We start from the raw sequence: 25,706 nt of genomic DNA on the forward strand, positions 1-25,706 counted from the left end.
TAAACAAAGAAAAAAGCGCTCACAGGCATCCCTGTAAGCGCTTGAAAAAGATCACTGTTTGGATTACGCCAACTCAGTTTGTAGCCAAGGCCAGCCTTGCTTCTTACGGCTCAGCGTGTTTTCCATCATCAGCTTGCCATCTTTCTCATGCTTAACCAGCTTCTGCGCCCACTCACCTTTATAGAGTAGACGAGTTTGCGCTGTGGTGATGTCTGTCAACATCACAGCTGCAAACGCAAGACCTTCTTCATTGCAGCGACGCTCAAGATCCGCTTCCAGCGCATCAATCATGCCATCAACTTGCTCAAGGGTTGCCAGCTCAACCTGACCCACTACGACATCACGACCGTTGAATGGGTAGCCTTTAAGATCTTTCTCAACCAATTCCGCTGCCGACAGACCTTCAATGTTCGTCTTAGCAATCAGAAGGTCTTTGATGAAGGCATCAATGTCTGCCACATCTGCGATCTTCGCTAGCTCTTCAACCGCGTCTTTGTCTTTTTGCGTACACGTTGGCGAAGCAAAGCCCACGGTGTCAGACAAGATGGCCGACATCATCAACTTGGCAATCTTAGGCGTGATTGTGTGGCCTTCGATTTTAAACATATTGAATAGAACCGTGTTGGTGCAGCCTACTGGCCAGATCCACGCTTCCATCGGATTGATGGTCATCACATCACCTAGACGGTGGTGATCGACGATACCTAGGATTTCTGCGTCTGCCACATCATCAGGTGCCTGTGCGAGATCTGAATAGTCAACCAACCAGATTTTCTCACCGGCCACAGATGTACGAAGCTCTGGCGTCTCTGCACCAGCAACGTCAAGGATGTGTTGAGTTTCACGGTTGATTTCACCTTGGCGGATAGGCATGGCTTGCTCGCCACGTGCCTTCAGCAGTTCAGTTGCCACCAAAGCACTACAAATACTATCACTATCAGGGTTCTTGTGACCTACGACTAGAATCATCTTATTTCCTATACGACTATTACGAGCCCGATCTGGGCGATTACTCACGAAGCCCGATACTTTACCTGATTTTGAGAATTTGTCATCGCCTAACGGTGCCAAAAGCGCCAATTAACCCCTATCGGGTGTTTTGGCTGTCGGGCAAAAGGTGTCTACACTCAAAGGACAATAATCATAAATGAGTCAATGCCATGCGTTTTTGTTTTTATGCTCTGCCGTTGCTTCTCCTTAGCACAGCGCTTTGGGCCAGCCCTCCCGTGATACGCGCCACTCAAGCGCAGTGGCCTCCCTATGTGTTTGAACGGGTCAACTCCGGGCTAGCGATAGAGATTGTTCAAGAAGCGTTTGCCACGCAGGGCTATGACATCGATTTGGAAATTTTGCCTTGGCTGCGCTCACTTAAAGAAGTGCGCAACAGTAAAAAAGATATGTTGGTGTCGCTTTGGTGGTCAGACGATCGTACCCAAGAGCTAGAATTTAGCGTGCCCTATTTGATGGTCCACCTAAAGTTCATTGTGCTAAAAGAAAACGCCTTTGAGTACCAAGACTTCACCTCATTAGAAGGCATGACGGTCGGCATTATTGAAGATTATGGCTATGGAGAGCGCTTTAATGAATCCACCTACTTTACTCGGGTCGTCGCGAGCGATCTCGCTACCAATCTTCGAAAACTGCGCGCAAAACGCGTTGACGCCATCATCGCCGACGAGCGAGCCGCCATTCATACCATGAAGGAAATCGGTTTAGACTCAGACCACTTTTACTTTGTCGATAAAAGCTTGATGATAAAACCCGTGCATCTCGCCATCGCCAAAGATCATCCCGAAAAAAACACCCTAATGGTCCGTTTTATGATAGGGCTCCACCAGCTAAAGCAGAGCGGACGCTATGATGAACTCGTGATGAAGTACCGATAGCCTTCATGCTCTTGTCAACCATCAGCGCTTACCACTTGTCAAGTAAGGGGTTTAAACGGGTTCGTTTTAGCCATTGAATCGATAGGTGAAATCGACTTAAATGCATTTGCAAATCATTATCATTTTCATATAATCAAGGAAATGCTTTACGATGGTTTGCACTATGAATCACTTCGATGCCCAAACTGCCACGCTTGACTCGCTGCAATTTAGACCCGCTTACAAACGCTTGCTGCTACCCGTAGGGCTATTGGCGCTGTTATTAAACGACTCAACACGCGCGCTCACGGTTTCAACCCTCTCTGATGCCTTCTGGGCCGTATCTTGCTACGTGGCAATGACGCTTGCTCTCTACCACTCGATTGCGAAGATCACTCGTTCGGACAACCGAATCGTGGCGCTGTATCAGCACTCGCGCCACTACCAAGTGATTTTTGCCGCTCTGCTCGGCGCGCTGCCAGGTTGCGGTGGCGCGATTGTCGTGACCACTCAATTTGTTAGTGGCCGGGTCGGATTTGGCGCCATCGTCGCTGTGCTGACCGCTACCATGGGTGATGCGGCCTTTCTATTGCTCGCCAGCCAACCAAGTGTGGGATTAGGTGTGATTGCATTGGGTGTTGTGGTGGGTATTGTCAGTGGCTTGGTGGTCAACGCGATTCACAAAGATGACTTTTTGCGTCCTGCACTTAAGCAAGCTCTAACGTCACGGACGCTGCAACACGCAGCCAATAAAGAGACGAGTAAAGCGATTGAAATTCAAGCCATCAATCTGCAAGGGGCATTCTGGAAGTGGCTGCTGGTCCCCTCCGCTCTTGTCGCCATACTCGGTTCCTTTCAAGTTGATGTGAATCAGTGGTTAAACGTGCCTGACATGACCATGGAGTGGCTTGGCGCGGGTTTGATTGTCATTAGTATGCTGCTGTGGTCTCTGACTCGTGAGATCAAAGACTATGAATCAACGGTGGCGGAAGATTGCAAAATCGTCTCGTCACACCCGATTCAAAAAGCCGCGCAAGATACCAACTTTGTGACCGCCTGGGTGATTGTCGCCTTCCTCACCTTTGAGCTTATCCAACTGGCTGCGCATATCGATATCAGTGATAGTGTGGCTCAACTTGGGGTTTGGATGCCTCTAATGGGGGTTGCTGTGGGTCTGCTTCCCGGGTGCGGGCCGCAAATTTTGGTGACCAGTTTGTATATCTCTGGTGCGGCACCCCTATCGGCACAATTGGCGAATGCCATCTCTAACGACGGCGATGCCTTGTTCCCAGCTATTGCTCTGGCGCCAAAAGCCGCCTTAGTCGCGACCGTCTATTCAGCCTTACCGGCGTTACTGGTCGGTTATGGCTACTTTTTTTTGTTCGAATAGACGCTCAAAAAAAAACGCTCTCGGTATCGCCGAGAGCGTTTTTCTGTCAGCAAGCGATGTCATGCACCACTCGTTCATCAATAATCGCGTTACTTATGACGCTCTTTAAGCTTATTGATCACATCGTTCATCGATAGACCTTGGTCTTGAAGCAGCACCATCAAGTGGTAGATCAAATCGGCCGATTCACACACTAGCTCCGCCTTGTCGCCCGACGTCGCCGCAAGCGCGACTTCAACGCCCTCTTCGCCCACTTTCTGCGAAATACGTTTGGTGCCACGGGCATAAAGGCTGGCAGTATAGGAAGAGTCTGGGTCGGCACTCTTGCGGGCAGCCAATAGCTGCTCAAGTTGATGAAGCCACACCATTTGCGACTCTTCTTGCTTGTCAGCGTCCCAGCACGTCGTGGTACCTGTGTGGCACGTCGGTCCGATAGGCTCCACTTTGACCAACAAGGTATCGTTGTCGCAATCAAGCGCCATGTTTTTCAGTTGAAGCACATTCCCTGAGGTCTCACCTTTTGTCCACAGACGTGATTTCGTACGTGAAAAGAAGGTCACTTGTCCTGTCTGCGCGGTTTTCTCTAGCGCATCTTGATTCATGTAGCCCATCATCAGCACTTGGCTCGATTGGAAATCTTGGACAATCGCAGGCACTAAGCCATCCACTTTGTCCCAATCGATACGCTCAGCAAGTGCGCTCACTTGCCCGCTAGCAAAACTCATACTCGTACCTCTACGCCTTGTTGTTTCAGGTAGTGTTTTAATTCACCAATGTTGATGATTTGCTTATGGAAAACGGAAGCCGCTAGTGCACCATCGACGTTAGCTTGATGGTAAGCGTCTGCAAAGTGGGCCATTTCACCGGCTCCGCCAGAAGCAATCAGCGGTACTTTGCACACTTCACGCACCATGTTGAGCTGTTCGATGTCGTAGCCGTTGCGCACGCCATCTTGATTCATCATGTTAAGGACAATCTCACCGGCGCCTCGTTTTTGAACTTCTTGTACCCAGTCGCGTGTTTCCCACTGTGTCGCTTTGGTGCGTTGTTCGTCACCGGTGAACTGGTACACCTGGTATTTGCCTGTCTCTTTATCGTAATAAGAGTCAATGCCCACCACGATGCACTGCACACCAAATTTATCCGCAAGGTCGGTAATCAGCTGTGGATTGGCTAGCGCTGGTGAGTTAATCGACACCTTATCAGCACCGAACTCGAGAATCCGCGCCGCGTCTTCAGCCGATTTGATGCCACCTGCCACACAAAAAGGAATGTCAATGACCTCAGCAACACGGGCTACCCAGCTCTTGTCGACCACGCGGCCATCACTGGATGCGGTAATATCGTAAAACACTAATTCGTCTGCGCCTTCCTCAGCGTAACGCTGCGCGAGGGGCACAATGTCACCGATAATTTCATGGTTGCGAAACTGAACCCCTTTCACCACCTGACCATCTCGAACGTCGAGACAGGGAATTATTCGCTTTGCCAACATGCAAACGCCTCCTCTGCAGTAAATTTGCCATCGAGTAACGCACGACCAACAATCACGCCAGACACACCGCTACCTTTGAGCGCCTCGATGTCAGCCAGCGACCCAATGCCCCCTGACGATTGAAATTGCACTTGCGGGTACTGCTTGCAAAGGTCGACGTAAAGCTCAACGTTAGAGCCCGTCAACGTACCATCACGTGAGATGTCCGTGCATAGAACATGCTGTAATCCGACAGTTAGATAATCGTCAATTAAGGCTTCAATCGTCACGCCTGAATCTTCTTGCCAGCCGGAGATCGCCACCTTGCGTACACCTTGATCATCGATATTGATGTCGAGCGCTAAGACAATTCTCTCCGCGCCGTATTTTTCCATCCAACCTTTGACCAGTTCTGGTTGCTTCACCGCTGTGGAACCAACCACGACGCGCTCGGCGCCGGCTTCAAGTAAATCCACAACGTCTTGCTCACTGCGCACGCCGCCGCCAATTTGAATTTTTGCAGGGGTACTGGCTAACAGTTTGGCAATCAGGTCTAACTGACGCGCACTGGTGTCTTTAGCACCAGTCAAATCCACCAGGTGCAGCCAGTTGGCGCCAGCTTGGTGATACAGATTAAACTGCTCAGCTGGATCCACTTTGTATTCGGTCACTTGGCCGTAATCGCCCTGATAAAGACGAACGACCTGACCTTCTATTAAATCGAGTGCTGGAATAATCACGAAGGTTATGTCCCTATAATGCTAAAAAGTTTTCAATCAGTTTTGAGCCGGCTTTCGATGAGCGCTCTGGGTGAAATTGCACCCCGTAGTAATTGCCACTTTGCACCGCAGCGGTAAAGGGTTGGCCATACTCACACTGAGCGATGGTGTAGTCGCCGACAGGCATCGCAAAGCTATGGACGAAATAGAAATACTCGCCCTCTTCAATCCCCTCAAACAGTGGGTGATCTGGGGTGGCCGATACCGTATTCCACCCCATGTGCGGGAGCGGAAGATCACCCGTCTCCATCAAGCGTACTTCGCCATCACAAAGACCGAGACACTCAACCGCATTTTCGCCTTGCGTGCCTTTCTCTTGGGAGAGTTTGCCAAGCAGTTGCATACCTAAACAGATACCAAGCAGTGGCTTTTCGACCCGTTTCACCAAATCAATCAAATCGCGCTCAGCAAGATTTTTCATTGCTTCGCTTGCTGTACCAACACCGGGTAAGAACAGCTTATCCGCAGCGAGCACCACATCAGGATCTTTTGAAATCGTCACGGATTGACCTAGGCGCTCAATAGCGAACTTGACCGACGAGACGTTGGCACAGCCAGTGTCGATGATAACGACGTTTTGCTTTGTCATAGTCTCTCTCCTTACAACACGCCTTTACTGCTCGGCAGTTCATTGCCTTCCACTTTGATCGCTTGACGTAAAGTGCGACCAAACGACTTAAACAAGCTTTCGATGATGTGGTGATCATTATCGCCTGCTGAAGAGAGGTGCAAGGTACACGCCAATGTGTCGGTCAATGAGCGGAAGAAGTGCACCACCATTTCAGTGGATAAATCGCCGACCTGATCGCGGCTAAACTTGGCATCAAACTTCAAGTAAGGTCGGCCAGAGAGATCCAACGCGCACTGCGCCAGACACTCATCCATCGGCAAGCTGAAACCAAAGCGGCCAATCCCACGTTTATCGCCCAACGCTTCTTTTAGTGCTTGGCCCAACGCAAGTGCGGTATCCTCGATGGTGTGGTGATCGTCGATGTGCAGATCGCCTTCCACCTGACATACCATTTGGAAGCCGCCGTGCGTCGCAATTTGGTCTAGCATGTGGTCAAAAAAGCCAAGACCAGTGCTGATGGCGTTGCCACCTTGCTCATCGAGATTAACCTTCACTTTGATGTCGGTTTCTTTGGTGGTTCTCACCACTTCAGCAACGCGAGCATTCACGGTGAGCTCTTTTAAGATTGTCGGCCACCCCATGGTTTCTGGGTGGTATTGGATGCCGCGAATCGCCATGTTTTCCGCCAGTTGAAGGTCGGTCGCGCGATCGCCAATGACCACAGAGTGCTTGAAATCCACTTTGCCGCCTTGAAGGTACTCTTTGACCATACCCAATTTCGGTTTACGGCACGAACAGTTGTCCTCTTCAAAGTGAGGACAAATCAATACATCATCAAACTTCACACCCTGAGAGGAGAAGATTTCCATCATCATGTCGTGCGGCGCATCGAAATCCGCTTGCGGATAGCTGTCTGTGCCTAGGCCATCTTGGTTTGTGACCATCACCAAGCGATACCCTGCGTCTTGCAGCGCAAGCAGGCTTGGGATCACAAACGGCTCTAGCTTGAGTTTGTCTAAACGATCGACTTGAAAATCAACCGGCGGCTCGACGATTAAGGTGCCGTCTCGGTCAATGAAAAGAATTTTTTGTTGTGTGCTCACTCGAACTTCCTTATCTCAATCTTAAAGGCGCCCGCCACAGCCAGCGCCCATTTGTTTCTTTACTGCGTGTCATCACGCGCTATAGTGCTTACGGATTAATAGCACTTGCGGATAAATAGTAGTTGCGGATAAAACCGAGTGTCTTCTCGCACTCATCTCGACTACCAATACTGATGCGAACGCAATCCTCAATCGGCGAATTGCGCAAAATAATGCCAGTGTCCCACGCCGCTTTAAACAGTGCATCACCATCGGGGAATTTCACCAACAGATAGTTGCCCCACCCCTCGAACACCGTTAAACCAGCAATGGTCGACAGGCCCGCTTGCAAATACGCGCGATTGGCGTTGAGGTCCAGCACTTGGAACTTGGCTCTAGCAAGCCCTGCCTCTGAGAGAGCTTGGGTGGCAATTTCCGCCACTGGCACAGGCACTGGGTATGGCGCGATCACTTTCAGCAAGACGTTGATCAACGCCTCATTCGCCAAGGTAAAGCCACAGCGCAGACCGGCAAGGGCAAACGCCTTGGACAAAGTGCGCAAAATAGCCAAATTGGGGTACTGAGCCAGTAAATCGACCGTCGATGCTTCTGGACAAAAATCGATGTAGGCTTCATCCATCACAACAATGGCGCGGTCTTGGGTCATCTCAAGCAGTCGGACGATGTCTTCACGCTTAACCAAATTACCGGTTGGATTGTTAGGGCTGCAAACAAAGACCAGTTTTACCTTGTCTAAGTTGGCTTCAATGGCGCTGAGATCCAGTTGCCAATCTTGAGTCAACGGCACCACTTTTTTCTCCACACCAATGGTTTCCGCTGAAATAGCGTACATTCCGTAGGTAGGTGGACAATATAAAATGGCGTCTTCACCCGGCTCACAAAATGCGCGAATCAAAAGCTCAATCCCCTCATCCGCACCGCGCGAGGTCAGCGTTTGCTCAGGTTTCACGCCCGCGTAAGCGGAGTAAGCGTTAATCAACTCAGCAGGTTGACACTCACTGTAGCGATTCAGGCGGGCGAAATCCGTCTTGTACTCATTGTTGAAAGGCGACTCGTTGGCATTGAGCCACACATCGCCACTGCCGCCAATGCGACGTGCAGACAGGTAAGGGGTCAGTTGCTGAACTTGTTTGCGTGCTAGCTTTTCCATCTCTTACCCTTGCTTCTGAGCCAATTTTTCAACACGAATGGTAACGGCGCGTTTGTGCGCATCCAGTCCTTCTGCTTCCGCCATGGTCACGACGGTCGGCGCAAGATTTTTAATCCCTTCCTCAGAGAGTTCTTGCACCGTCATACGCTTGGAGAAATCCGCCAAGCCTAGGCTTGAATAGGTGCGAGTGTAGCCATAGGTTGGCAGAACGTGGTTGGTGCCCGACGCATAGTCGCCCGCCGACTCAGGTGACCAATCACCAAGGAAAATCGACCCAGCGTTATCAAGAAGAGGAAGCAGTTCACGTGGGTTCTTGGTCTGTACTATCAAGTGCTCTGGGCCATAGTAATTCGAAATAGAAACCGCCTGAGTGATGGAATCAGAAATGATGATCAAACTCGACGCCAGTGCTTTTTCTGCAATAGAAGCGCGAGACAGTACTTTGAGCTGACGCTGAACGGCATCCGTCACTTGATCGGCAATCACTGGCGATGGCGTGACCAGCACCACTTGTGAGTCTGGGCCGTGCTCAGCTTGGCTCAAGAGATCCGCAGCAATGAAATCTGGGTCGGCGGTCTCATCGGCAATCACCAACACCTCAGAAGGGCCCGCTGGCATGTCGATCGCGGCACCGCGAAAATCGTTGCTCACTTGGCGCTTAGCTTCTGTGACGTACGCATTACCTGGGCCAAAAATCTTGTCCACTTTCGCCACGGTTTCTGTTCCGTAAGCCATCGCAGCAATCGCTTGACCACCACCAACATTGTAAACTTCATCGATACCACACAGCTTCGCCACGTAGAGGATTTCATCTGCGATCGGTGGTGGTGAGCAGAGTACCACTTTACGACAACCCGCAATCTTAGCCGGTACGCCGAGCATTAATACGGTCGATGGCAGTGGCGCACTGCCACCTGGGATATAAAGACCGACTTTCTGAATCGCTCGAGTCACTTGTTCACACACAACACCAGGTTGCGTTTCAACTTTAATAGGCTGTGGCTTTTGGGCTTTGTGAAACTTAGCGATATTGGCGTACGCTTGCTCAAGCGCTTGCTTCATGGTTTCGCTTAAGCGCTCTGACGCCGCCTCAATCTCTTGAGTTGAGACTCGAATCGACTCTGGTTTGACGCGATCATACTTTTCCGTCAACGCCAATAGAGCAGCATCGCCTTGAGTTTTTACTTGCGCGATAACCTCAGACACCGCAGCGGTAATATTCGCCCCTTCGGTAATGGCAGGGCGCTCTAAAATGGAGTCTTGTTGAGATTCACTCAATGATTGCCAAACAACTGTTCTCATCGCCCTTACTCCATCATTTTCTCAATTGGAAGTACTAGGATTGAGCTAGCACCAAGCTCTTTGAGTTGTTCCATGGTTTCCCAGAACAAGTTTTCGGTACTAACAAGGTGAACGGCCACTTTTTGTTTGTCAGCAGAGAGCGGCAAGACGGTTGGATCTTCTGCGCCAGGAAGGAGCGATTTGATCTGCTCAAGTTTGTCTGCTGGGGCGTGCAGCATGATGTATTTCGACTCTTTCGCTTGCTGAACGCCTTGCATACGAGTCAATAGCTTATCAATCAGTTCGGTTTTATCTTGTGCGAACTCACCTTTACGCTGAATAAGGGTCGCTTTTGATTGGAAGATGACTTCCGCTTCTTTTAAGCCGTTCGCTTCTAAAGTAGCGCCGGTAGACACTAGGTCGGCGATGGCATCAGCAAGGCCAGCACGTGGCGCGACTTCAACAGAACCAGTCAGCATACAGGTTGAGAACGGTACGCCTTGCTCATCCATGTAGGCTTTTAACAATTGTGGATAGGTGGTGGCGATACGCTTACCGGCCAAATCTTGCGGGCCCTTGTACTCTTCATCCTTATCGATCGCAATAGAGAGACGGCAGCCACCAAAATCGAGACGACGCAATGTCACAAACTCACTAGGTTCACCCAATGCTTTTCGGTCTAGGCGGACTTCTTCCAATTCGTTTTCGCCAATGAAGCCAAGATCAACCACACCGTCCATGATCAAACCTGGGATATCGTCGTCACGCACAAGCAGCAAATCGATAGGCATGTTCTCTGAGTGAACCACCAGCTTTTCACCCATGACGTTAAATTTCACACCGCACTTTTTCAGCAGTGCTTGGCTCTCTTTACTTAGACGACCTTTTTTCTGAATGGCGATTCTTAGGCGTTGTGTTTGCATGACTCTTGTATCCCTGTGTTCAAAATCGTTCAAAACGTTAGACTTAAAAACTAAAAAACCCTCGGAAGGTTTGTCTCCCGAGGGTCATAAATCTTTATATTTGCGATTTTCTGCCTCCGGGAGTTTCCTATCTCCCGGGTATGCGCACATCTCCCGAAAGACTAGATTGGGTGATGGTGATGATGAATGTTCATTACAAAATTGCGCATACTGATAAAGCTCTCTTAGCTCGCTTGGTTGCTAACCACACTAACCAAGCTCAGGGATCTTTTCAACCTTTAATTTCAACTTTTTCTTATTTGTATTAGACAAATAAGAAAGGAGGCCAACGCCTCCTTAAAATAATCAATAGAATCTGTCAGTTAGATACCAACTGTCTATCGTTTTATGACGTCGTACAGCTCGCTAGTTTCGATTTAGACATCATTGAAAGCACCGCGCACACCGCTACAAACGCCACGCTGGCGACCGCAAATGAGAGACCGACCGATGCCGTCATACCGAGAGTGATAAAGCCCACACAAGAGATCGCCGCCACAGACAACGCATAAGGTAGCTGAGTCGAGACGTGATCAATGTGATTACAACGAGCACCCGTCGAAGACAAAATCGTGGTATCTGAAATCGGTGAGCAGTGATCACCAAAGACCGAACCTGCCAGCACCGCACTCAGCATTGGCAACATCAAGGCAATATCTGTTGCTCCAGCCATATCACCCGCAATCGGCAACATGATACCGAATGTACCCCAAGAGGTACCGGTCGAGAACGCCATCAAGCCCGAGAGCAAGAACAGGATAACCGGCAACCAATGTGGGTTGATGCTACCTTGCGCCAGCGTTGACAAGTATTTACCTGTGTTCATGTCACCAATCACGCTACCAATGGTCCACGCGAAGACTAGAATGAGGATCGCACCAAACATTGAGCGCGCACCAACCCACAGTGTACGAGCAATTTCGATGGTCGCAATGCGTTGCTTAACTACCGTAAACAGCGCCGTTGCCAAACCCACAATACCACCGTAGATCAAAGACAAACCCACATCGGTGTTTTCAAAAGCGCCCAGCAGATTAAATGCTTGGCCATCCGCTTTGAGCGCCTGACCACCGGTGTAAAGCATGGCCGCGACCGTTGCAATGATTAACAGCACAATAGGCAAAACCAAATCAAGGACGCGTCCGCCTTCGCTTTCACGAATATCCAGCTCTTCATTGAGCTCGTGCGCTTCTTTGGTGTCGTTCTCTGCATCTTTGTCAAAACCACGGCCTTGAGACGCCGCAATTTCATGGCTGCGCATCTTACCGATGTCGAGACCAAACCAAGCCACAGCAAACACCATCAACAGCGCAAATACCGCATAGAAGTTCATTGGAATCAAACGCACGTAAGCGCCCAGAGCGGAATACTCTGTGATGCCATGAGAGACTAAGATGCCACCAATGATGGTCATAATATAGGCACCCCAGCTTGATGCGGGCATCAAGACACACATAGGGGCAGCGGTCGAATCGAGAATATAAGCCAGCTTAGAGCGAGAGACGTAAAAACGGTCCGTGACTGGGCGAGAAATCGCGCCCACCGCCAAGCTGTTAAAGTAATCATCGACAAAAATGAACACGCCCAAAAACGCAGCAAGCAGTTTTGAACCGCGCTTACTTTTCACACGAGACTGCGCCCATTCAGCGAACGCGCGAGTGCCGCCTGAGAGCGTCAGCAGTGCTGTCATCATACCGAGCAAAAGCAAGAAGCCGACAATACTCATGTTCCAAGTATTGAGGCCACCGTCTTCTACGAAAACGCCCGATACGGTTGACGCAAGATAACCCGACGCACTCGCAAACGAATAGTCGTTAAGCAATACGGCACCTAAAACGATACCCACACCGAGAGACACAAGAACGCGACGCGTAATGATCGCAAGACTCAACGCCACGAGTGGTGGCAAAAGAGATAAAGGAGATGAGGCAAAATCAATTAAATTCATGATCTTCAAAAACCAGTAATAAATGGTTAGAGATCTACTGCAGATTAGTCAACCGCACGAGGCCGTTGATAATGTTGAACTTAGCGACAGGGAAGTAGACACTTCACCCAACCCTACAGTAGCGCTCCATAGTTTTACACATTATAGACTATGGCAGTGTTAGCCCTTTCGAGACTAACCCCAGCGAACTCCTTTGATATGGAAGCCCACTTCGGCGAGATAACCTTTCACGCATGCTCATTGGCATCACCCCAACAAACGCTACTATTTTATTCCGCTCCTCTACCGCACAACCAAAATAATCAACCAATGAAACATCAAATTAACAAAGGTTTTACTGTAGTCATGCATTAGGTGGCGCCATTGTACCCATCTAAAACTGCATTTCAACAATTTGGCTCGTTTTGTTGTCACTTTTATTGCTTAGCGATGGTACAAACGGGAAGCCAACTCTCAATTTGGTGACAATTCACACTGTGCTGACGTTCAACGCCCGGGACATTAAAAACTCGGTGTTGACTGCAATGCCAAATAGATAGCACTTTCTCCAAGTCGAAATATGTGCTGTGATCGAAATCGTAAAAGAAAACGTACTGAGGTGGTTCATTTGAACTATATCGACATTATAATGCCAACTATTAGGCAAATTCGTTCTCATGCTGATTTCGGCGACTTTTATCTAAACAGTACCATCAGGATAAGAAACGTTTAATAATAGATATGAAACTCTATTATTAAATCTGAGCGTCAAAACAGGACTTAGCCGAATGATCGCTCCAATAAAGTAAAGAAAGGTAAATTTGGCTGACAGTAACAATAAATTTATCGCATTCTGCTAAGAATGGATTGTAATGTTTAAATATCAGGATTAGTATTTAAGAAATACTCTTAAATAAGATAACAATGAGAGATGTTATGTCTGAACTAACAAAAACACTATTAAATATTCGTAGTCTTCGTGCAGCAGCACGTGAACTGACTCTTGAGCAACTGGAAGACGCCCTAAGCAAATTAACGACAGTCTTTACTGAGCGTAAAGAAGAGGAAGAAGCGCAGCGTGCAGCAGCGGCAGAGCAAGAAGCCAAACTGGCTGCCATTGCTGAGCAAATTTCTAAAGAAGGTATCGATATTGATGCCCTTTACTCTGCGCTTGCTGGTGAAACAAAAACCAAAACAAAATCGAAACGTGCACCTCGTCCACCAAAATATAAATACGTGGATGCAAGCGGTGAAACTAAAACTTGGACAGGTCAAGGTCGCACCCCATCTGCTATTCAACAGCAATTGGATGCAGGTAAGAGCCTAGAAGAGTTCCTGATCTAACTTTCGATGTAAGTTAGTTCAAAAAAAAGCGCCTGTCGGCGCTTTTTTCGTTTATCTTTCCCAGTAGGCTTCTTCCAAGCTATCTTCTCGTTCAGGTAAACCTTTCGAAAGACGTGGAGAGTGCTGAACCAATACCTCATAACTGGCACGGTTAGAATACTTACACACTTGTGAAAAAGAAGAGTAAGTTAAAAACGCATGCGCGTGTTTACTCGAGTTGGGCACATTTTCTTTGTGGTATTTATTCGCGGCCATATCGTGTAGCAACGCAGACAATGCCGCATCACCGGCACCATTAGTGTTTTTAATTTTCTCCGGACCACCCATGTATGGTGAAATATGAGAATACACTTTGATCGCTTGATCGCAATTATCTTTTAATGCTGGGCGGCTAAATTCATAACGATTGAATTCCGCAATACTACCTGGCAACAAAGGCAATGACGTTTCACGTTTGGCTGCTTCTTCGGTATAACCAGCCATAAACAAGCCAAGTGGCCCAGCAGTACACAGCACCAAATCGACCCACTCCAAGGCTTTGTCTGATGCCGCAAGCGGGTCGCTCTCCCCAGTGAGCGCATGCGCCTCATCTTCATTCATCGCTACAACGGTGACATGATCGCGCAAAAATTGCTGCCAAAACTGCGGGTCATCTTGGATGACAAACTTAGTCCCTAACGTGAGAACGACCGGTACATCGTGCTTTTTCGCGTACTCAATAGCGCGCATGGTCGCTTCTGGCATCGGATCGCCCGCTTTGCAGCGCACCAAATACGCAGTCAGCACCAGTGCAGAGGCATTTTTAAAGATTTTTTCTGGAATGCTCTCTGGTTTAAGCTGGTTCATCTGCCCTTCACTAATGGCAAAGGTACGCTCACCATCTTCGGTGATCAGCGCGAAGCAGCGTCCAATTGCGCCGTCGACACCTTGCAGATAATTCAAGTCCATTCGACTGGAGGTATTGCACAAATAACGATAGCCGTAACTGCCGATCTTGATGTCCTGACTCATGACACCAAGCAGCGTAGAACGGTCATCCGCCAACACAGAATAGTTGTGCAAGGTATTGCCAATCGTGCCACCCGCGTATTCATTGGTGATCAAATCATCGCGCTTAAGTTCGTCGTATAACGCTTCGGCCGTCGCATCATCAATCACCAGTGAGTGTCCCTTACTTAACTGGTATTTTTCGATGAGCGAGCTGCACACTTTAGCTTCAATATCCACTAAGGTTTGGTCGATACCAATAATATGTGTGCGGGACATTTTCTTGCTGTCCTGCGCTTGAGTCACTAAAGGGTCGCGAGCATGAACCGGGAAGTAATGTTTGGATTTGCGTTGGCCGGGAAATTTCATAATCAGAGTAAAGTAAGGGATAAAAAGTGGCGCGATTCTACCGCGCCCTTATTGGCGCGGCAACTCCCGCTAGCATAGCAAACGTTTGCTCGCGCATTTAACCTAGAGCAACGTCGATAAGGATTAGCGGCGGCTTATTCGCCTTCCATAAAACTCAAATCTGGCAACAAATCCAAGTGCTCGGAATAGCGTTTAAGATTAAACTCACCATCGTTTTTCATCACATCAAAAATTTCGATTGAGACTGCGCAAGCCATCATGGCAATCGCTTCGTCTCTTGCTGTGCCCGTCATCATCAAACGCATTAACGTTTCTTTCACTTTGATGGGGTTGCCATCTTGCAGTTGGTTTTCAATTACTTCAATAAGTTGCGTTTCTTGCAGCAGTTCGTCTTGGTGTTCAGTCATGAGGAGTTCACTTAATAATGAGATAGATGAGCCTAGGACTCTTGAATTTCGCCCACTATGCCACAACTAACCCTGCATTACCCAATGATATCCGTGCTAACTGTCGACGTAATGACCATCAACGCAATCAACCGATATGTTGTGATATTTACGCGAGGTACATTGCCGTGTTTAGCAGATAACTTGGGCTCTATTTGTCGAACTATGGGCTGCATAACAACCTAGCGAGAACAAGCTCAAAAGCATCGGTGTGATTTCGATCTCGGATCTGTCACCGCTACCGGCTTTCTGCTAGAATTTGCATCCAGTTAAATTGAGTGGTGTGACCTAATGTCTGAAAACTGTACTGACAACAGTAAAAAGAAAGTCATCGTCGGTATGTCTGGCGGTGTAGATTCGTCCGTTTCTGCCTACCTGTTAAAGCAACAAGGCTATCAGGTTGAAGGTTTGTTTATGAAGAACTGGGAAGAAGACGACAACGAAGAATACTGTACAGCAGCAGAAGATCTCGCCGACGCGCAAGCGGTGTGTGACAAGTTGGGCATCCACCTGCACACCATTAACTTTGCTGCCGAGTACTGGGATAACGTATTCGAATACTTTTTGGCGGAATACAAGGCGGGCCGAACGCCGAACCCGGATATTCTCTGCAACAAAGAGATCAAATTTAAAGCATTCTTGGAATTCGCCGACGAAGTGCTCGACGCCGACTACATTGCGATGGGTCATTACGTGCGCCGCACCTTCCCTGACAATGGCGAAGCACCTAAGATGCTGCGTGGATTAGATGGCAACAAAGATCAAAGCTACTTCCTCTATACACTAAGCAGTGACCAAGTAGCACGTAGCCTATTCCCTGTTGGCGAGCTTGAAAAGCCGGAAGTGCGACGCATCGCCGAAGAGCAAGATTTGATCACCGCCAAGAAAAAAGACTCCACCGGGATCTGTTTTATTGGTGAGCGCAAATTTACCGATTTCTTATCTCGCTATCTACCTGCGCAACCCGGTAAAATCGAAACACCGGAAGGCAAAGTAATTGGCGAACACCAAGGTTTGATGTACCACACGCTAGGCCAGCGTAAAGGACTACACATTGGTGGTCAAAAAGGTGGCGGCGGTAATGAAGACCCTTGGTACGTGGCAGACAAAGATCTGAAACGCAATGTGTTAGTTGCTGTGCAAGGTGCAGATCACCCACTGCTCAAGTCTGAGGGTTTGGTGGCTTCACAGTTACATTGGGTCGATCGCACACCGATTCGCGAGCCAATCAAATGCACGGTAAAAACCCGCTATCGCCAAACCGACATCCCTTGTACCATCACACCTATCGATGATGAGAATATCAAGGTGATCTTTGATGAGCCTCAGGTGGCGGTAACCCCAGGGCAATCCGCGGTATTTTATGATGGTGATGTGTGCTTAGGTGGCGGCATCATCGAACAGCGTCTGTAATGGACAGTAAGTCTGTAATCAACAGTTTATTGATAGGAGTACGATTCGGTGGCTAATGCACTCTATGACCGCACCATCGCCTTTGCCGGTATTTGCCAGGCTGTCGCTTTGGTTCAGCAAGTGGCGAAGAACGGTTACTGTGACAATGACGCGTTCGAAACCTCGTTAAAAGCGGTCTTAAACACCAATCCAAGCAACACAGTGGCGGTGTATGGTCGTGAATCCGATCTTAAACTGGGGCTTGAGTGTTTAGTCAAAGGGATCGATAGCACGCCAGCAGGCAGCGAAATCACACGCTACATCATCAGTCTCATGGCGCTTGAACGTAAACTCAGCGCCCGACGCGACTCGATGTCTCAGCTTGGCGATCGCATCCAGATGTTGGAGCGCCAACTCGAGCACTTTGACCTACACAGCGAGCAGATGATCAGCAACCTTGCCAGCGTCTACCTGGATGTCATCAGTCCGGTGGGTCCTCGCATTCAGGTCACTGGCACACCGTCCGTATTACAGCAGACTAGCAACCAGCACAAAGTGCGTGCCTTATTGCTCTCTGGCATTCGTAGTGCCGTGTTATGGCGTCAAGTGGGCGGCAAACGTCGCCACCTTATTTTTGGACGCAAGAAGATGGTGGAGCAAGCACAAATTTTGCTCGCCAGAATGTAAGATACGTCATAGAGAATCTTGGCTCGCCACTCGGCGAGCTTATTTTTTCTTTGTCGGATAAGAATCGCGCAAACGTTTGCGCAATATTCGTGACAATTGCCACAGTTATTGGTATAAAGCTCACCAGATTTAAAACCCAATTCAGGAGAACATCATGGAACTGTCAGCACTGACTGCTGTTTCACCCGTAGACGGCCGTTACGGTAGCAAGACAATTGCACTTCGCAGCATCTTTAGTGAGTTTGGTCTACTAAAGTACCGCTCTATCGTTGAAATTCGTTGGTTACAAAAGCTCGCAGCGACCGATGCCATCGCAGAAGTTCCTGCCTTCAGTGCAGAAGCGAACCAGTTCCTTGATGACCTAGCGGCCAACTTCTCAGAAGAGGACGCGGCTCGCATCAAAGAGATTGAGCGCACAACCAACCACGACGTTAAAGCCGTTGAGTACTTCCTTAAAGAGAAAGTCGCGGGCGTTCCTGAACTGCATGCCGTGAACGAATTCATTCACTTTGCATGTACGTCAGAAGACATCAACAACACCTCTCACGCTCTTATGCTTAAAGAAGCGCGTGACAGCGTGATTCTTCCTGAAATCAAAAATATCATTGATGCGATCAAAGCACTGGCTGTCGAGTACCGCGACATCCCGCTACTCTCTCGTACCCACGGTCAACCAGCATCACCGACCACTATGGGTAAAGAGATGGCGAACGTGGCGTACCGTATGGAGCGTCAATACAAGCAGATCGAAAATGTTGAGATTCTCGCGAAAATCAACGGCGCAGTGGGTAACTACAACGCGCATCTCTCCGCTTACCCTGAGCTTGATTGGCACCAGTTCTCTGAAGAGTTCATTACGCAATCTCTTGGTGTAACGTGGAACCCATACACGACGCAGATCGAACCGCACGATTACATCGCAGAACTGTTTGATGCCATCGCACGTTTCAACACCATCCTTATCGATTTCGATCGTGACGTTTGGGGTTACATCGCACTGGGTCACTTCAAGCAAAAAACCATCGCTGGTGAAATTGGTTCTTCAACCATGCCGCACAAAGTGAACCCAATCGATTTTGAAAACTCAGAAGGCAACCTAGGTTTAGCAAACGCGGTATTTGGCCACCTTGCACAAAAACTCCCTATCTCTCGTTGGCAACGTGACCTAACGGATTCTACCGTGCTACGTAACCTTGGTGTGGGTGTGGGTTACGCAATCATTGCGTACACGTCGACCCTAAAAGGCATCAGCAAACTGGAAGTGAACCGTGAAGCCCTGCTTGCTGAGCTAGACAAAAACTGGGAAGTGCTTGCGGAGCCTGTGCAAACCGTTATGCGTCGTTACGGTATTGAGAAGCCATACGAGAAGCTAAAAGAGCTCACTCGTGGTAAGCGCGTTGATGGTGAAGCAATGCGTCATTTCATCGACGGTCTAGAGCTTCCAGAGCACGAAAAAGCGCGTCTGAAAGAGATGACACCTGCGAACTACATTGGTCAAGCCATCGAGCTGACTGACAAGCTGTAAGCGAGCGTTCTCGCAGCAACAATCAAAAGACTTTGCCTCGGCAAAGTCTTTTTCATTTGTGGCGTTTTCATTTCAGAGTATGTGAGCCTCGCTTAGCGATGAGGACTGTTTAAGGCGCCTACTGCTTTTGGAAAAAGAGCGTGATTTGCCCCACTTCCATCCCCCATTTCTTTATCTTGGTCAGGTTGAACACATGCCGTTCATCTTGTCGATATAGCCAATCATCAAAACTGACCGACACACTGCCATCATCCAATTGCAGATCAAAATCGTATTGCCATTGCAGCGCATTACCGACTTCTCTTCCGCGGGCGGTACCGATGATGTCATCGGCTTTTCCGGTGTAGCGACCAGCGTCACTGCGTGTTATCGTCCAGATGCGCTGACTCAACTCGCCATCATCAAAACGAAAATCTTCCACCAGCGTTAACGTGTCACCCTCTACGTTTCCGTCAATAGTGACGAAAAAACGCCGAGTCTGTTTATCTGTATAGTCTTGCACCATACCCCACGCGTGGGTTTCGCCTTGAAAATAGTCGAACAAATCAAAAGCGGGACTGCTAGTTTGGTAGTCATCAATATCGGCGCTACACCCCACCAATACGACACTCAAGAGTATCGCCGCTAAACGAGCACCTAAACGAGATATCATCGCTGCTTTCCTATCAGTTGTTGACGCAATCTTGGGTAGTCTGTGTTGGGTGAAAGCCATATTGAGACAAATGCATCATTAAAGGCTTCATCGTCGATGATGCCAATGCGCTGAGTGTTCGCCTGACGCGTATAATAAAACTCACCCACCTGACCGTTGGTCACATACGTTAAGTTATGCCCCTGTTCGATATTGGGGAAAACCTCAGCTAAACGAGTCAACCAACCTTGGGCAACCTCTTCTTGATAGCCGAGTTTTTGCCACTGCTCCATCGTGGCATTGAGTAACTGATCTTGGCTGATGTTACGCTGATAGGTAATCGAAAGCGCGAGTGGATGAGGCGTCACGTCGTCACTTTCCCGGTATTGACCATTGGGCGCCCGTAACTCCGACTGGTAAATATCAAAAAAGAGCATGGAGAGCTGCGCCTGACCGACCACCGGCCAGTGTGACCATAGCGCGCTCTGCGTCTGTTCATTATCTCCCCCTGAAACGTGTCCCGCTGAAATGGAGGCGTGCGCGTATTGAGACAAGCACAGCACGCTAATCAGGAATGTCATGACCTTTTTCATTGCCGTATATCCTTAACATCAAACCTATCACCACCATCCACTGACCAAAAAGAATCAGTAAACTGAATGTGGGAGGATAGCCGAATTCCACCGCGCCAAGCCGTTCTCCCGCCCAATAACTCAGAGCGCCCGAGAGCCCTCCTATCACTGTTACGAGCCAACTGGGGTATGTGTTCACCAAGGGCAACAAAAAAGTGCTGTACCAGATGAATATCGCCCAAAGCGCCAATAGCCAAATCGGTAACAACCAAGTTGAATGCATCGCGTACTCGAACCGCAGTACCCCCGCAAGCATATTGAAACTGTCGATGCCAATGCCAACAACGAAAACGAGACCAACAAAACGCAAAGGCAACGGCTTAGCTGACACCCCTATCGTGACCACATAAGTCGCCACCACCAGCACAACCAACCACCATTGCCACGCCTCATTGCCTAATACTGCGAGCAGCCAAAGCGCTTGAAACCAGCTCGATATCAGCAGTAAACGAGTCATCAGTTATGGTCGCTGAAATGTCATATGAACGGTGCTGATGCTCTTGGCTTTAAAGCCCCCTTCGCAATAGCAGAAGTAGTAGTTCCACATGCGAATAAAACGCTCATCAAACCCTAAGTGTTTGACGCGCGCCAGCGAACCATTAAAGCGTCGATGCCAGTGATTGAGCGTTTGCGCGTAGTCCTGACCAATATCGAATAGGTTTCGCAGCACCAAGTCACTGTGTTTGGTGGTGGTTTGTGTCAAGGCCGTGATGGATGGCAGAAATCCTCCCGGGAAGATGTATTTCTGGATAAAATCCACATTGTCGCTGTAATAGTCATAACGCTGATCGGCAATGGTGATCGCTTGAATGGCCATCAATCCACCCGGGCGCAGTAAAGACTGACATTTCTCAATATAAGAGCGCAGAAACTGTTTGCCGACGGCCTCTATCATCTCGATAGAGACCAATTTATCGAACTCCCCCTCAAGCAGACGATAATCTTGCTTAAGTAAGGTAATGTTGTCCTGCAAGCCAAGTGCTTCTATCCGAGTCGCGGCGTATTGATATTGTTGCTCAGAGATAGTGGTTGTGGTCACATGGCAGCCGTAGGTCGTCGCCATGTAGATGGCCATCGCGCCCCAACCAGTACCGATTTCAATCACTCGGTCTTGCTCGTTGAGCTGCAATTCCTGACAGAGTCTCTCCATCTTATTGATCTGCGCTTGTTCTAATGAGTCACTTGGGTCAGTAAACAGCGCCGAAGAGTAGAGCATCTCTTTATCGAGGAAGGTTTGATATAACTCGTTGCTCAAATCATAGTGCGCTTCAATGTTCTTCTGCGCCTTCTCAACCGTATTGCGATTCAACCAATGGCCGAGCTTATAGAGGATTTTAGAGAGTAAGCTGCTGCGACTTTCCAAGGCATCCAATGCGGATAAGTTCTTCGCCATCAATTCCATCACTTGGGTCAGGTTTGGGCTGTCCCACCAGCCATCCATATAGGCTTCACCTGCTGCAATGCTGCCGCCCTTGAGTAGACGTGCGTAAAAACCGGGGTGCTTCACTTCAACAACGGCATTGGGTCCATTGTCTAAATGCTGATTGGATCCGTGATGCTGACCAAACGTCTCTTGTCTTTGACTGCCATCACTGTCACTAAACACTTCTCGTATGGTCAATGTCCCGACCTGAAGATGGGACAGCGTCGAAAAGGCGAGATTACGCGCCGTTTTTTGCACAGTGGTCAGCGCTCTTGGTATGGGCATTACTTGCGAATTCATTGTTCTCTTTGCTCCTTGCAACATGTCCGGCGGACTCTGTTTTGTGCGTACATTTGTCTTTGTTTTAGGTGCTAGGGTTTTAGATGGCTAAACGCCTTGGCTAGCTGTTGCTCTCTTTGTCTTGGTAGCTGGGTTCTTGGGAACCGGGGTGAGAGTAAAAAGGGGCCCCTTTCACCCACAGTTTCAACGCGTGCCAATAAATACCTATCACCACTTTTACTGCCATAATCGGCGTTGCGATCAATCGCTTAGCGAGTTGAGCGGAGGTAAGAGGCTGTTTTCGCATCACCATCGTGGCATCAAACACTTTGGTTCGCGTTGTCTCCTCCGCATCACTATGACATTCAAGATGAACAAACAGAGACTCAGTAAGCGGTTTAAGACGCCATACATAAGCCTGTTTAATTGGGTTAAACGGTGACACATGAAAAGCCTTATCATGACGCCAAGTGTTAGCATCATTGGCATCCACCGCGTAGTAATGGCGCTCGTTCCAAGGCGTGTTGGAGACCTCTGCCAATAAGTAGCGCCATTGCCCTTGTTCATCATAAAGGTAGTAAAAATTGACCGGGCTGAAGTAAATACCGAGGTATCTAAGATGGAGGACGGCTTCAACGCGACCTCGAAGGGTAACGCCCGTCAGCTGTTTGACTTTCTCTTGCACCGCGACCTTGAGACTGCCCTCGCCAACATAGTCACTGCGTTTGAATCTCGCCCAGTGCCACCAGCGTGTGCCAAATGCCCAGACTCTGCTCTCCAGCGCCTCTAGCTCATCCAAATCGATGCACGGCATAAAGAGCGGATAATTGAGACTGTGCGAGATGGGCGAAAAACGCCGATGTCTCACATCACCCACCAGCAATGCACTGCGCAACGCGTCTGTCATTAGGCGGCTCCTCGTGTCGTCTGCGCTAGTGCTTCGATACCGCGAACCACATCCAGGGCGCTGCGTACACCGTCCTCGTGGAATCCGTTGTACCAGTAAGCGCCGCAAAACCAGGTTTGACTTTGCCCGTTGACTTCCTCTCTGCGACCCTGGGCGTTGAGAGATTCGGTATTGAACACTGGATGATGATAATTGAAGGTTCGCAGCACTTTACTCGGCTCTATATTCTGTGAGCTGTTGAGTGAAACGCAAAAGGTCACCGGCGCTTCAATGTGCTGAAGAATATTCATGTTGTAAGTCAGCGTTGGGGCGCGAGTGTGCTGGCCGTCTCCACCTTCAATCCAGTAGTTCCAAGACGCCCATGCTGCCTTACGAGTCGGCAGCAACGCCTCGTCTGTATGCAAAATCACTTCGTTGGCTTGATAGGCCAGACGGCTCAGCACTGAGGTTTCGCTTTCACTCGCATCAGCCAACATCGCAAGGGCTTGATCACTGTGACAAGCAAAAATAACCTGATCGAAACGTTCAGACTGGCGCTGCTCGCTTTGCGTCGCGCTTCGGTCAACATAATGAATCGTCACGCCTGCCGAATCACGCGTGACACGAGTGACAGGCGTGTTCAAACGAATTCTCTCTTTGAAGCCTTTGGTCAGCGGGGCAATGTACTCACGCGATCCTCCCTCAATCACATACCATTGCGGGCGGTTGGTGACGTCCAGCAAGCCGTGATTGAGGAAAAAGCGGGCGAAGAAACCAAGTGGGAAAGCGCGCATATCCGCCAACGTTGATGACCAAATCGCGGCGCCCATCGGCAAAATATAGTTCGTACAAAAATAGTCACTGAATTCATGTAGAGTAAGAAACTCGCCAAGGGTCAATGCACTCTCTTGACTGGCCTGAGCTTGCGCTTTCACTAAACGGTTAAAGCGCAAAATCTCGAAAATAAAGCGATAGAACTGCGGACGAAGCCAATTTCGCTTCTGAGCAAACAAGGTCGTGAGTGTATGGCCGTTATACTCCAGTCCATTGTCGTCGTTTCTCACACTGAAGCTCATTTGGCTCGGTCTGCCACGCACGCCAATCTCCTGCATCAACTGGATAAAATTGGGGTAAGTGCGATCGTTGTAAACAATAAAGCCGGTATCTACCGCGTACGTGTGCCCTTCAACCTCCACGTCCACCGTCGCAGTATGACCGCCCACATAGTCGTTGGCTTCAAACACGGTGATGTCGTGGTTTGGATGTAGGTAGTAACCACAGGTTAAACCTGAAATACCCGAGCCGATGATTGCTATTTTCATTGTTGTTATCCTTGTTCCCTATCCTTTTATCTATGCCGAGAATGCGTTCAACGCGAGCCGAGTAGTCGGCTGACCAGCGCGGTTTGCCAACGATAAGGCAACGCGCCAAACACGCGCAGTAGCGTGGTGAATCGTTTGGGGAAATAGAGCGTCGCCCCCCCCTTTTCCAAACCTCGTCTAATCGAGTCCGATGCCGATTGCACCGAAACCATCATCGGCATATCAAACGTGTTTTTGTCCGTGAGCGGCGTTTTGACAAAGCCTGGAAAAATGATCGTGACATCAACGCCTTTGGGTTTGAGATCCAGCTGCAGCGTGCGGGCGAGATAGCTAACCGCCGCTTTCGAGGCGCCATAAGCTTCTGCCCTTGGCAAAGCGACTTCACTGGCGATCGAGCCCAAAATCGCGACACGTTGCCCGGGCGAAAAACGCGATTGCGCGGCGGTGACAAGATTGACCACCCCCATCACATTGATGGCAAAAATGCGCTCGAACAGAGCAGCATCCATCACACCATCATCGATGTACTCACAATCTCCGGCGCTGAGCAGCCATACGTCCGGTGTGTTCTCGAGGGAGTCTATGGCTTGAGTGGTCTGCGCAAGATCGGTGACATCAAACCGCAGCGGCGTTATCGTCTCAAATTGCTGTGCCAGCTCTGCGAGCGCTTGCTCGTTTCGACCACAAGCGATCACCTGCCAATGGTCTCGGGCGTAATCCATCGCCAGCTGCTTGCCGATGCCTGAGGTCGCCCCCGTGATGAGAACGGTCTTCATTGTCCGAGCCTCTGTTTGATCGATTTAATGACGCTACCCAAAATAGGCAAGTTCTCGTACAACATTTCACCGAGGTCGAAATAGTCGCGATGGTAAATCACTTTGCCATCGGCAAATTTAAGATGAGACACGCCATTGACAGCAACAGGCTTGCCTTTGGACAATTTGGGGTGCTCCAACGTCATCACCCAAGTTAAAAAACCCATGTCGCCACTTTGTTGGGCGTGCTGAATATCAAACTCACAGCGCTGGACATTGCTGTAAAGAGACTGGAAGTAGCGCTCAAGCTCAGGCCAGCCTTCCATTCGATGAGCGGCATCTTCAAATACCACATTTTGGTGATAGACCTGCTCAAGCAACACCAGATTATGCTTATCGAGTTGCTGATAGATATTGCCGACTGACTGGACGTCCATTTCGCCTCCATCTTACATTCACACAAGTTATACATTTTTATTTAATGTACAACTTATATAACCTTAGTTGAACATCAAAAGTTGTACAA

Annotated in this window: 26 protein-coding genes, 1 riboswitch and 1 other annotated feature; of the genes, 6 read left to right on the top strand and 20 right to left on the bottom strand. The window is 49.1% G+C overall.

Annotated features, from left to right (window positions below):
• Window positions 1-63: 63 nt before the first annotated feature.
• Window positions 64-969, bottom strand: a complete 906-nt coding sequence (locus tag AC6R10_RS00760) for a manganese-dependent inorganic pyrophosphatase (RefSeq protein WP_500627927.1) — start codon at window positions 967-969, stop codon at window positions 64-66.
• A gap of 191 nt (window positions 970-1,160) precedes the next feature.
• On the opposite strand from AC6R10_RS00760, the gene AC6R10_RS00765 reads away from it, so the two are divergent.
• Window positions 1,161-1,886 carry a transporter substrate-binding domain-containing protein gene (locus AC6R10_RS00765; protein ID WP_500626901.1) on the top strand — a complete coding sequence of 242 codons (726 nt, stop codon included), beginning with the start codon at window positions 1,161-1,163 and terminating at the stop codon, window positions 1,884-1,886.
• Window positions 1,887-2,049: 163 nt separating this feature from the next.
• Window positions 2,050-3,255 (top strand): putative manganese transporter, encoded by a 1,206-nt coding sequence (locus tag AC6R10_RS00770; protein ID WP_500671196.1) that lies wholly within the window; start codon window positions 2,050-2,052, stop codon window positions 3,253-3,255.
• A gap of 89 nt (window positions 3,256-3,344) precedes the next feature.
• Here the strand turns inward: AC6R10_RS00770 and hisIE are convergent, their stop codons facing one another.
• The 9 genes from hisIE to AC6R10_RS00815 form a co-directional block, all read right to left on the bottom strand.
• A complete protein-coding gene (gene hisIE, locus AC6R10_RS00775) occupies window positions 3,345-3,980 on the bottom strand; it encodes a bifunctional phosphoribosyl-AMP cyclohydrolase/phosphoribosyl-ATP diphosphatase HisIE (protein ID WP_334550764.1) in 636 nt (211 codons plus the stop codon).
• Window positions 3,977-4,750 carry an imidazole glycerol phosphate synthase subunit HisF gene (hisF, locus tag AC6R10_RS00780; RefSeq protein ID WP_500671197.1) on the bottom strand — a complete coding sequence of 258 codons (774 nt, stop codon included), beginning with the start codon at window positions 4,748-4,750 and terminating at the stop codon, window positions 3,977-3,979. Before hisF ends, hisIE begins: the two co-directional genes overlap by 4 nt.
• Window positions 4,732-5,469: a 1-(5-phosphoribosyl)-5-[(5-phosphoribosylamino)methylideneamino]imidazole-4-carboxamide isomerase gene (gene hisA / locus AC6R10_RS00785; RefSeq protein ID WP_487902056.1), complete on the bottom strand. Its 738-nt coding sequence runs from the start codon at window positions 5,467-5,469 to the stop codon at window positions 4,732-4,734. The genes hisF and hisA overlap by 19 nt, the downstream gene beginning before the upstream one ends.
• A 13-nt stretch (window positions 5,470-5,482) precedes the next feature.
• Window positions 5,483-6,097, bottom strand: coding sequence for an imidazole glycerol phosphate synthase subunit HisH (hisH, locus tag AC6R10_RS00790; RefSeq protein WP_500671198.1), 615 nt, complete (start codon window positions 6,095-6,097; stop codon window positions 5,483-5,485).
• Window positions 6,098-6,108: 11 nt separating this feature from the next.
• Window positions 6,109-7,182 carry a bifunctional histidinol-phosphatase/imidazoleglycerol-phosphate dehydratase HisB gene (hisB, locus tag AC6R10_RS00795; RefSeq protein ID WP_500626907.1) on the bottom strand — a complete coding sequence of 358 codons (1,074 nt, stop codon included), beginning with the start codon at window positions 7,180-7,182 and terminating at the stop codon, window positions 6,109-6,111.
• Between the two features lie 88 nt (window positions 7,183-7,270).
• Window positions 7,271-8,332, bottom strand: a complete 1,062-nt coding sequence (gene hisC / locus AC6R10_RS00800; protein WP_500671199.1) for a histidinol-phosphate transaminase — start codon at window positions 8,330-8,332, stop codon at window positions 7,271-7,273.
• Between the two features lie 3 nt (window positions 8,333-8,335).
• Window positions 8,336-9,634 carry a histidinol dehydrogenase gene (hisD, locus tag AC6R10_RS00805; protein WP_500626909.1) on the bottom strand — a complete coding sequence of 433 codons (1,299 nt, stop codon included), beginning with the start codon at window positions 9,632-9,634 and terminating at the stop codon, window positions 8,336-8,338.
• A gap of 5 nt (window positions 9,635-9,639) precedes the next feature.
• On the bottom strand, window positions 9,640-10,536 hold the full coding sequence (hisG, locus tag AC6R10_RS00810; protein ID WP_500671200.1) for an ATP phosphoribosyltransferase: 897 nt from the start codon (window positions 10,534-10,536) through the stop codon (window positions 9,640-9,642).
• A 49-nt stretch (window positions 10,537-10,585) separates the two neighbouring features.
• Window positions 10,586-10,722, bottom strand: a sequence feature (His leader region).
• 199 nt (window positions 10,723-10,921) lie between these two features.
• The gene (locus AC6R10_RS00815) at window positions 10,922-12,523 is read right to left on the bottom strand and encodes a Na+/H+ antiporter NhaC family protein (RefSeq protein ID WP_500671201.1); all 1,602 of its coding nucleotides are present in this window, start codon (window positions 12,521-12,523) and stop codon (window positions 10,922-10,924) included.
• A 111-nt stretch (window positions 12,524-12,634) separates the two neighbouring features.
• Window positions 12,635-12,816: riboswitch (Lysine riboswitch) on the bottom strand.
• Between the two features lie 622 nt (window positions 12,817-13,438).
• Between AC6R10_RS00815 and AC6R10_RS00820 the strand changes: the two genes are divergently transcribed.
• Entirely contained in the window at window positions 13,439-13,846 is a 408-nt protein-coding gene (locus AC6R10_RS00820; protein WP_334550775.1) for an H-NS family histone-like protein, read from the top strand.
• A gap of 51 nt (window positions 13,847-13,897) precedes the next feature.
• On the opposite strand, the gene AC6R10_RS00825 is transcribed toward AC6R10_RS00820, so the two are convergent.
• Window positions 13,898-15,202: an inosine/guanosine kinase gene (locus AC6R10_RS00825; RefSeq protein ID WP_334550777.1), complete on the bottom strand. Its 1,305-nt coding sequence runs from the start codon at window positions 15,200-15,202 to the stop codon at window positions 13,898-13,900.
• 134 nt (window positions 15,203-15,336) lie between these two features.
• Window positions 15,337-15,609, bottom strand: a complete 273-nt coding sequence (locus AC6R10_RS00830; protein ID WP_487902049.1) for a hypothetical protein — start codon at window positions 15,607-15,609, stop codon at window positions 15,337-15,339.
• 330 nt (window positions 15,610-15,939) lie between these two features.
• Here AC6R10_RS00830 and mnmA point away from each other — a divergent pair, with 330 nt between their 5' ends.
• The 3 genes from mnmA (at window position 15,940) to purB (ending at window position 19,252) form a co-directional block, all read left to right on the top strand.
• Window positions 15,940-17,061: a tRNA 2-thiouridine(34) synthase MnmA gene (gene mnmA / locus AC6R10_RS00835; RefSeq protein ID WP_500671202.1), complete on the top strand. Its 1,122-nt coding sequence runs from the start codon at window positions 15,940-15,942 to the stop codon at window positions 17,059-17,061.
• 48 nt (window positions 17,062-17,109) lie between these two features.
• A complete protein-coding gene (gene hflD / locus AC6R10_RS00840; protein WP_487902047.1) occupies window positions 17,110-17,727 on the top strand; it encodes a high frequency lysogenization protein HflD in 618 nt (205 codons plus the stop codon).
• A 154-nt stretch (window positions 17,728-17,881) separates the two neighbouring features.
• The gene (gene purB, locus AC6R10_RS00845; RefSeq protein ID WP_334550783.1) at window positions 17,882-19,252 is read left to right on the top strand and encodes an adenylosuccinate lyase; all 1,371 of its coding nucleotides are present in this window, start codon (window positions 17,882-17,884) and stop codon (window positions 19,250-19,252) included.
• 118 nt (window positions 19,253-19,370) lie between these two features.
• Here the strand turns inward: purB and AC6R10_RS00850 are convergent, their stop codons facing one another.
• The 8 genes from AC6R10_RS00850 to AC6R10_RS00885 all read right to left on the bottom strand — a co-directional run bounded on the left by AC6R10_RS00850 (window position 19,371) and on the right by AC6R10_RS00885 (window position 25,617).
• Window positions 19,371-19,904 carry a DUF3833 domain-containing protein gene (locus tag AC6R10_RS00850; RefSeq protein ID WP_500671203.1) on the bottom strand — a complete coding sequence of 178 codons (534 nt, stop codon included), beginning with the start codon at window positions 19,902-19,904 and terminating at the stop codon, window positions 19,371-19,373.
• Entirely contained in the window at window positions 19,901-20,464 is a 564-nt protein-coding gene (locus AC6R10_RS00855; protein ID WP_500671204.1) for a chalcone isomerase family protein, read from the bottom strand. The genes AC6R10_RS00850 and AC6R10_RS00855 overlap by 4 nt, the downstream gene beginning before the upstream one ends.
• A complete protein-coding gene (locus tag AC6R10_RS00860) occupies window positions 20,448-20,972 on the bottom strand; it encodes a DUF2878 domain-containing protein (protein ID WP_500671205.1) in 525 nt (174 codons plus the stop codon). Before AC6R10_RS00860 ends, AC6R10_RS00855 begins: the two co-directional genes overlap by 17 nt.
• A 3-nt stretch (window positions 20,973-20,975) precedes the next feature.
• Window positions 20,976-22,238, bottom strand: a complete 1,263-nt coding sequence (locus AC6R10_RS00865; protein WP_500671206.1) for a class I SAM-dependent methyltransferase — start codon at window positions 22,236-22,238, stop codon at window positions 20,976-20,978.
• A 100-nt stretch (window positions 22,239-22,338) separates the two neighbouring features.
• Entirely contained in the window at window positions 22,339-23,124 is a 786-nt protein-coding gene (locus AC6R10_RS00870; RefSeq protein ID WP_500671207.1) for a DUF1365 domain-containing protein, read from the bottom strand.
• Window positions 23,124-24,425: an NAD(P)/FAD-dependent oxidoreductase gene (locus tag AC6R10_RS00875; RefSeq protein ID WP_500671208.1), complete on the bottom strand. Its 1,302-nt coding sequence runs from the start codon at window positions 24,423-24,425 to the stop codon at window positions 23,124-23,126. The genes AC6R10_RS00870 and AC6R10_RS00875 overlap by 1 nt, the downstream gene beginning before the upstream one ends.
• Window positions 24,426-24,472: 47 nt before the next feature.
• Window positions 24,473-25,201 (bottom strand): SDR family NAD(P)-dependent oxidoreductase, encoded by a 729-nt coding sequence (locus tag AC6R10_RS00880; protein WP_500671209.1) that lies wholly within the window; start codon window positions 25,199-25,201, stop codon window positions 24,473-24,475.
• Window positions 25,198-25,617: a nuclear transport factor 2 family protein gene (locus AC6R10_RS00885; RefSeq protein ID WP_487902040.1), complete on the bottom strand. Its 420-nt coding sequence runs from the start codon at window positions 25,615-25,617 to the stop codon at window positions 25,198-25,200. The genes AC6R10_RS00880 and AC6R10_RS00885 overlap by 4 nt, the downstream gene beginning before the upstream one ends.
• Between the last annotated feature and the right edge of the window lie 89 nt (window positions 25,618-25,706).

It is taken from the genome of Vibrio sp. R12-SG2-ISO1 (genome assembly GCF_059834045.1).

Bases quoted from the DNA above. Each gene is read 5' to 3' on its own strand.
- AC6R10_RS00760 (WP_500627927.1), bottom strand. From the start codon at position 969: ATGATTCTAGTCGTAGGTCACAAGAACCCTGATAGTGATAGTATTTGT.
- AC6R10_RS00765 (WP_500626901.1), top strand. From the start codon at position 1,161: ATGCGTTTTTGTTTTTATGCTCTGCCGTTGCTTCTCCTTAGCACAGCG.
- AC6R10_RS00770 (WP_500671196.1), top strand. From the start codon at position 2,050: ATGAATCACTTCGATGCCCAAACTGCCACGCTTGACTCGCTGCAATTT.
- hisIE (WP_334550764.1), bottom strand. From the start codon at position 3,980: ATGAGTTTTGCTAGCGGGCAAGTGAGCGCACTTGCTGAGCGTATCGAT.
- hisF (WP_500671197.1), bottom strand. From the start codon at position 4,750: ATGTTGGCAAAGCGAATAATTCCCTGTCTCGACGTTCGAGATGGTCAG.
- hisH (WP_500671198.1), bottom strand. From the start codon at position 6,097: ATGACAAAGCAAAACGTCGTTATCATCGACACTGGCTGTGCCAACGTC.
- hisC (WP_500671199.1), bottom strand. From the start codon at position 8,332: ATGGAAAAGCTAGCACGCAAACAAGTTCAGCAACTGACCCCTTACCTG.
- hisD (WP_500626909.1), bottom strand. From the start codon at position 9,634: ATGAGAACAGTTGTTTGGCAATCATTGAGTGAATCTCAACAAGACTCC.
- hisG (WP_500671200.1), bottom strand. From the start codon at position 10,536: ATGCAAACACAACGCCTAAGAATCGCCATTCAGAAAAAAGGTCGTCTA.
- AC6R10_RS00815 (WP_500671201.1), bottom strand. From the start codon at position 12,523: ATGAATTTAATTGATTTTGCCTCATCTCCTTTATCTCTTTTGCCACCA.
- AC6R10_RS00820 (WP_334550775.1), top strand. From the start codon at position 13,439: ATGTCTGAACTAACAAAAACACTATTAAATATTCGTAGTCTTCGTGCA.
- AC6R10_RS00825 (WP_334550777.1), bottom strand. From the start codon at position 15,202: ATGAAATTTCCCGGCCAACGCAAATCCAAACATTACTTCCCGGTTCAT.
- AC6R10_RS00830 (WP_487902049.1), bottom strand. From the start codon at position 15,609: ATGACTGAACACCAAGACGAACTGCTGCAAGAAACGCAACTTATTGAA.
- mnmA (WP_500671202.1), top strand. From the start codon at position 15,940: ATGTCTGAAAACTGTACTGACAACAGTAAAAAGAAAGTCATCGTCGGT.
- purB (WP_334550783.1), top strand. From the start codon at position 17,882: ATGGAACTGTCAGCACTGACTGCTGTTTCACCCGTAGACGGCCGTTAC.
- AC6R10_RS00850 (WP_500671203.1), bottom strand. From the start codon at position 19,904: ATGATATCTCGTTTAGGTGCTCGTTTAGCGGCGATACTCTTGAGTGTC.
- AC6R10_RS00855 (WP_500671204.1), bottom strand. From the start codon at position 20,464: ATGACATTCCTGATTAGCGTGCTGTGCTTGTCTCAATACGCGCACGCC.
- AC6R10_RS00860 (WP_500671205.1), bottom strand. From the start codon at position 20,972: ATGACTCGTTTACTGCTGATATCGAGCTGGTTTCAAGCGCTTTGGCTG.
- AC6R10_RS00865 (WP_500671206.1), bottom strand. From the start codon at position 22,238: ATGAATTCGCAAGTAATGCCCATACCAAGAGCGCTGACCACTGTGCAA.
- AC6R10_RS00870 (WP_500671207.1), bottom strand. From the start codon at position 23,124: ATGACAGACGCGTTGCGCAGTGCATTGCTGGTGGGTGATGTGAGACAT.
- AC6R10_RS00875 (WP_500671208.1), bottom strand. From the start codon at position 24,425: ATGAAAATAGCAATCATCGGCTCGGGTATTTCAGGTTTAACCTGTGGT.
- AC6R10_RS00880 (WP_500671209.1), bottom strand. From the start codon at position 25,201: ATGAAGACCGTTCTCATCACGGGGGCGACCTCAGGCATCGGCAAGCAG.
- AC6R10_RS00885 (WP_487902040.1), bottom strand. From the start codon at position 25,617: ATGGACGTCCAGTCAGTCGGCAATATCTATCAGCAACTCGATAAGCAT.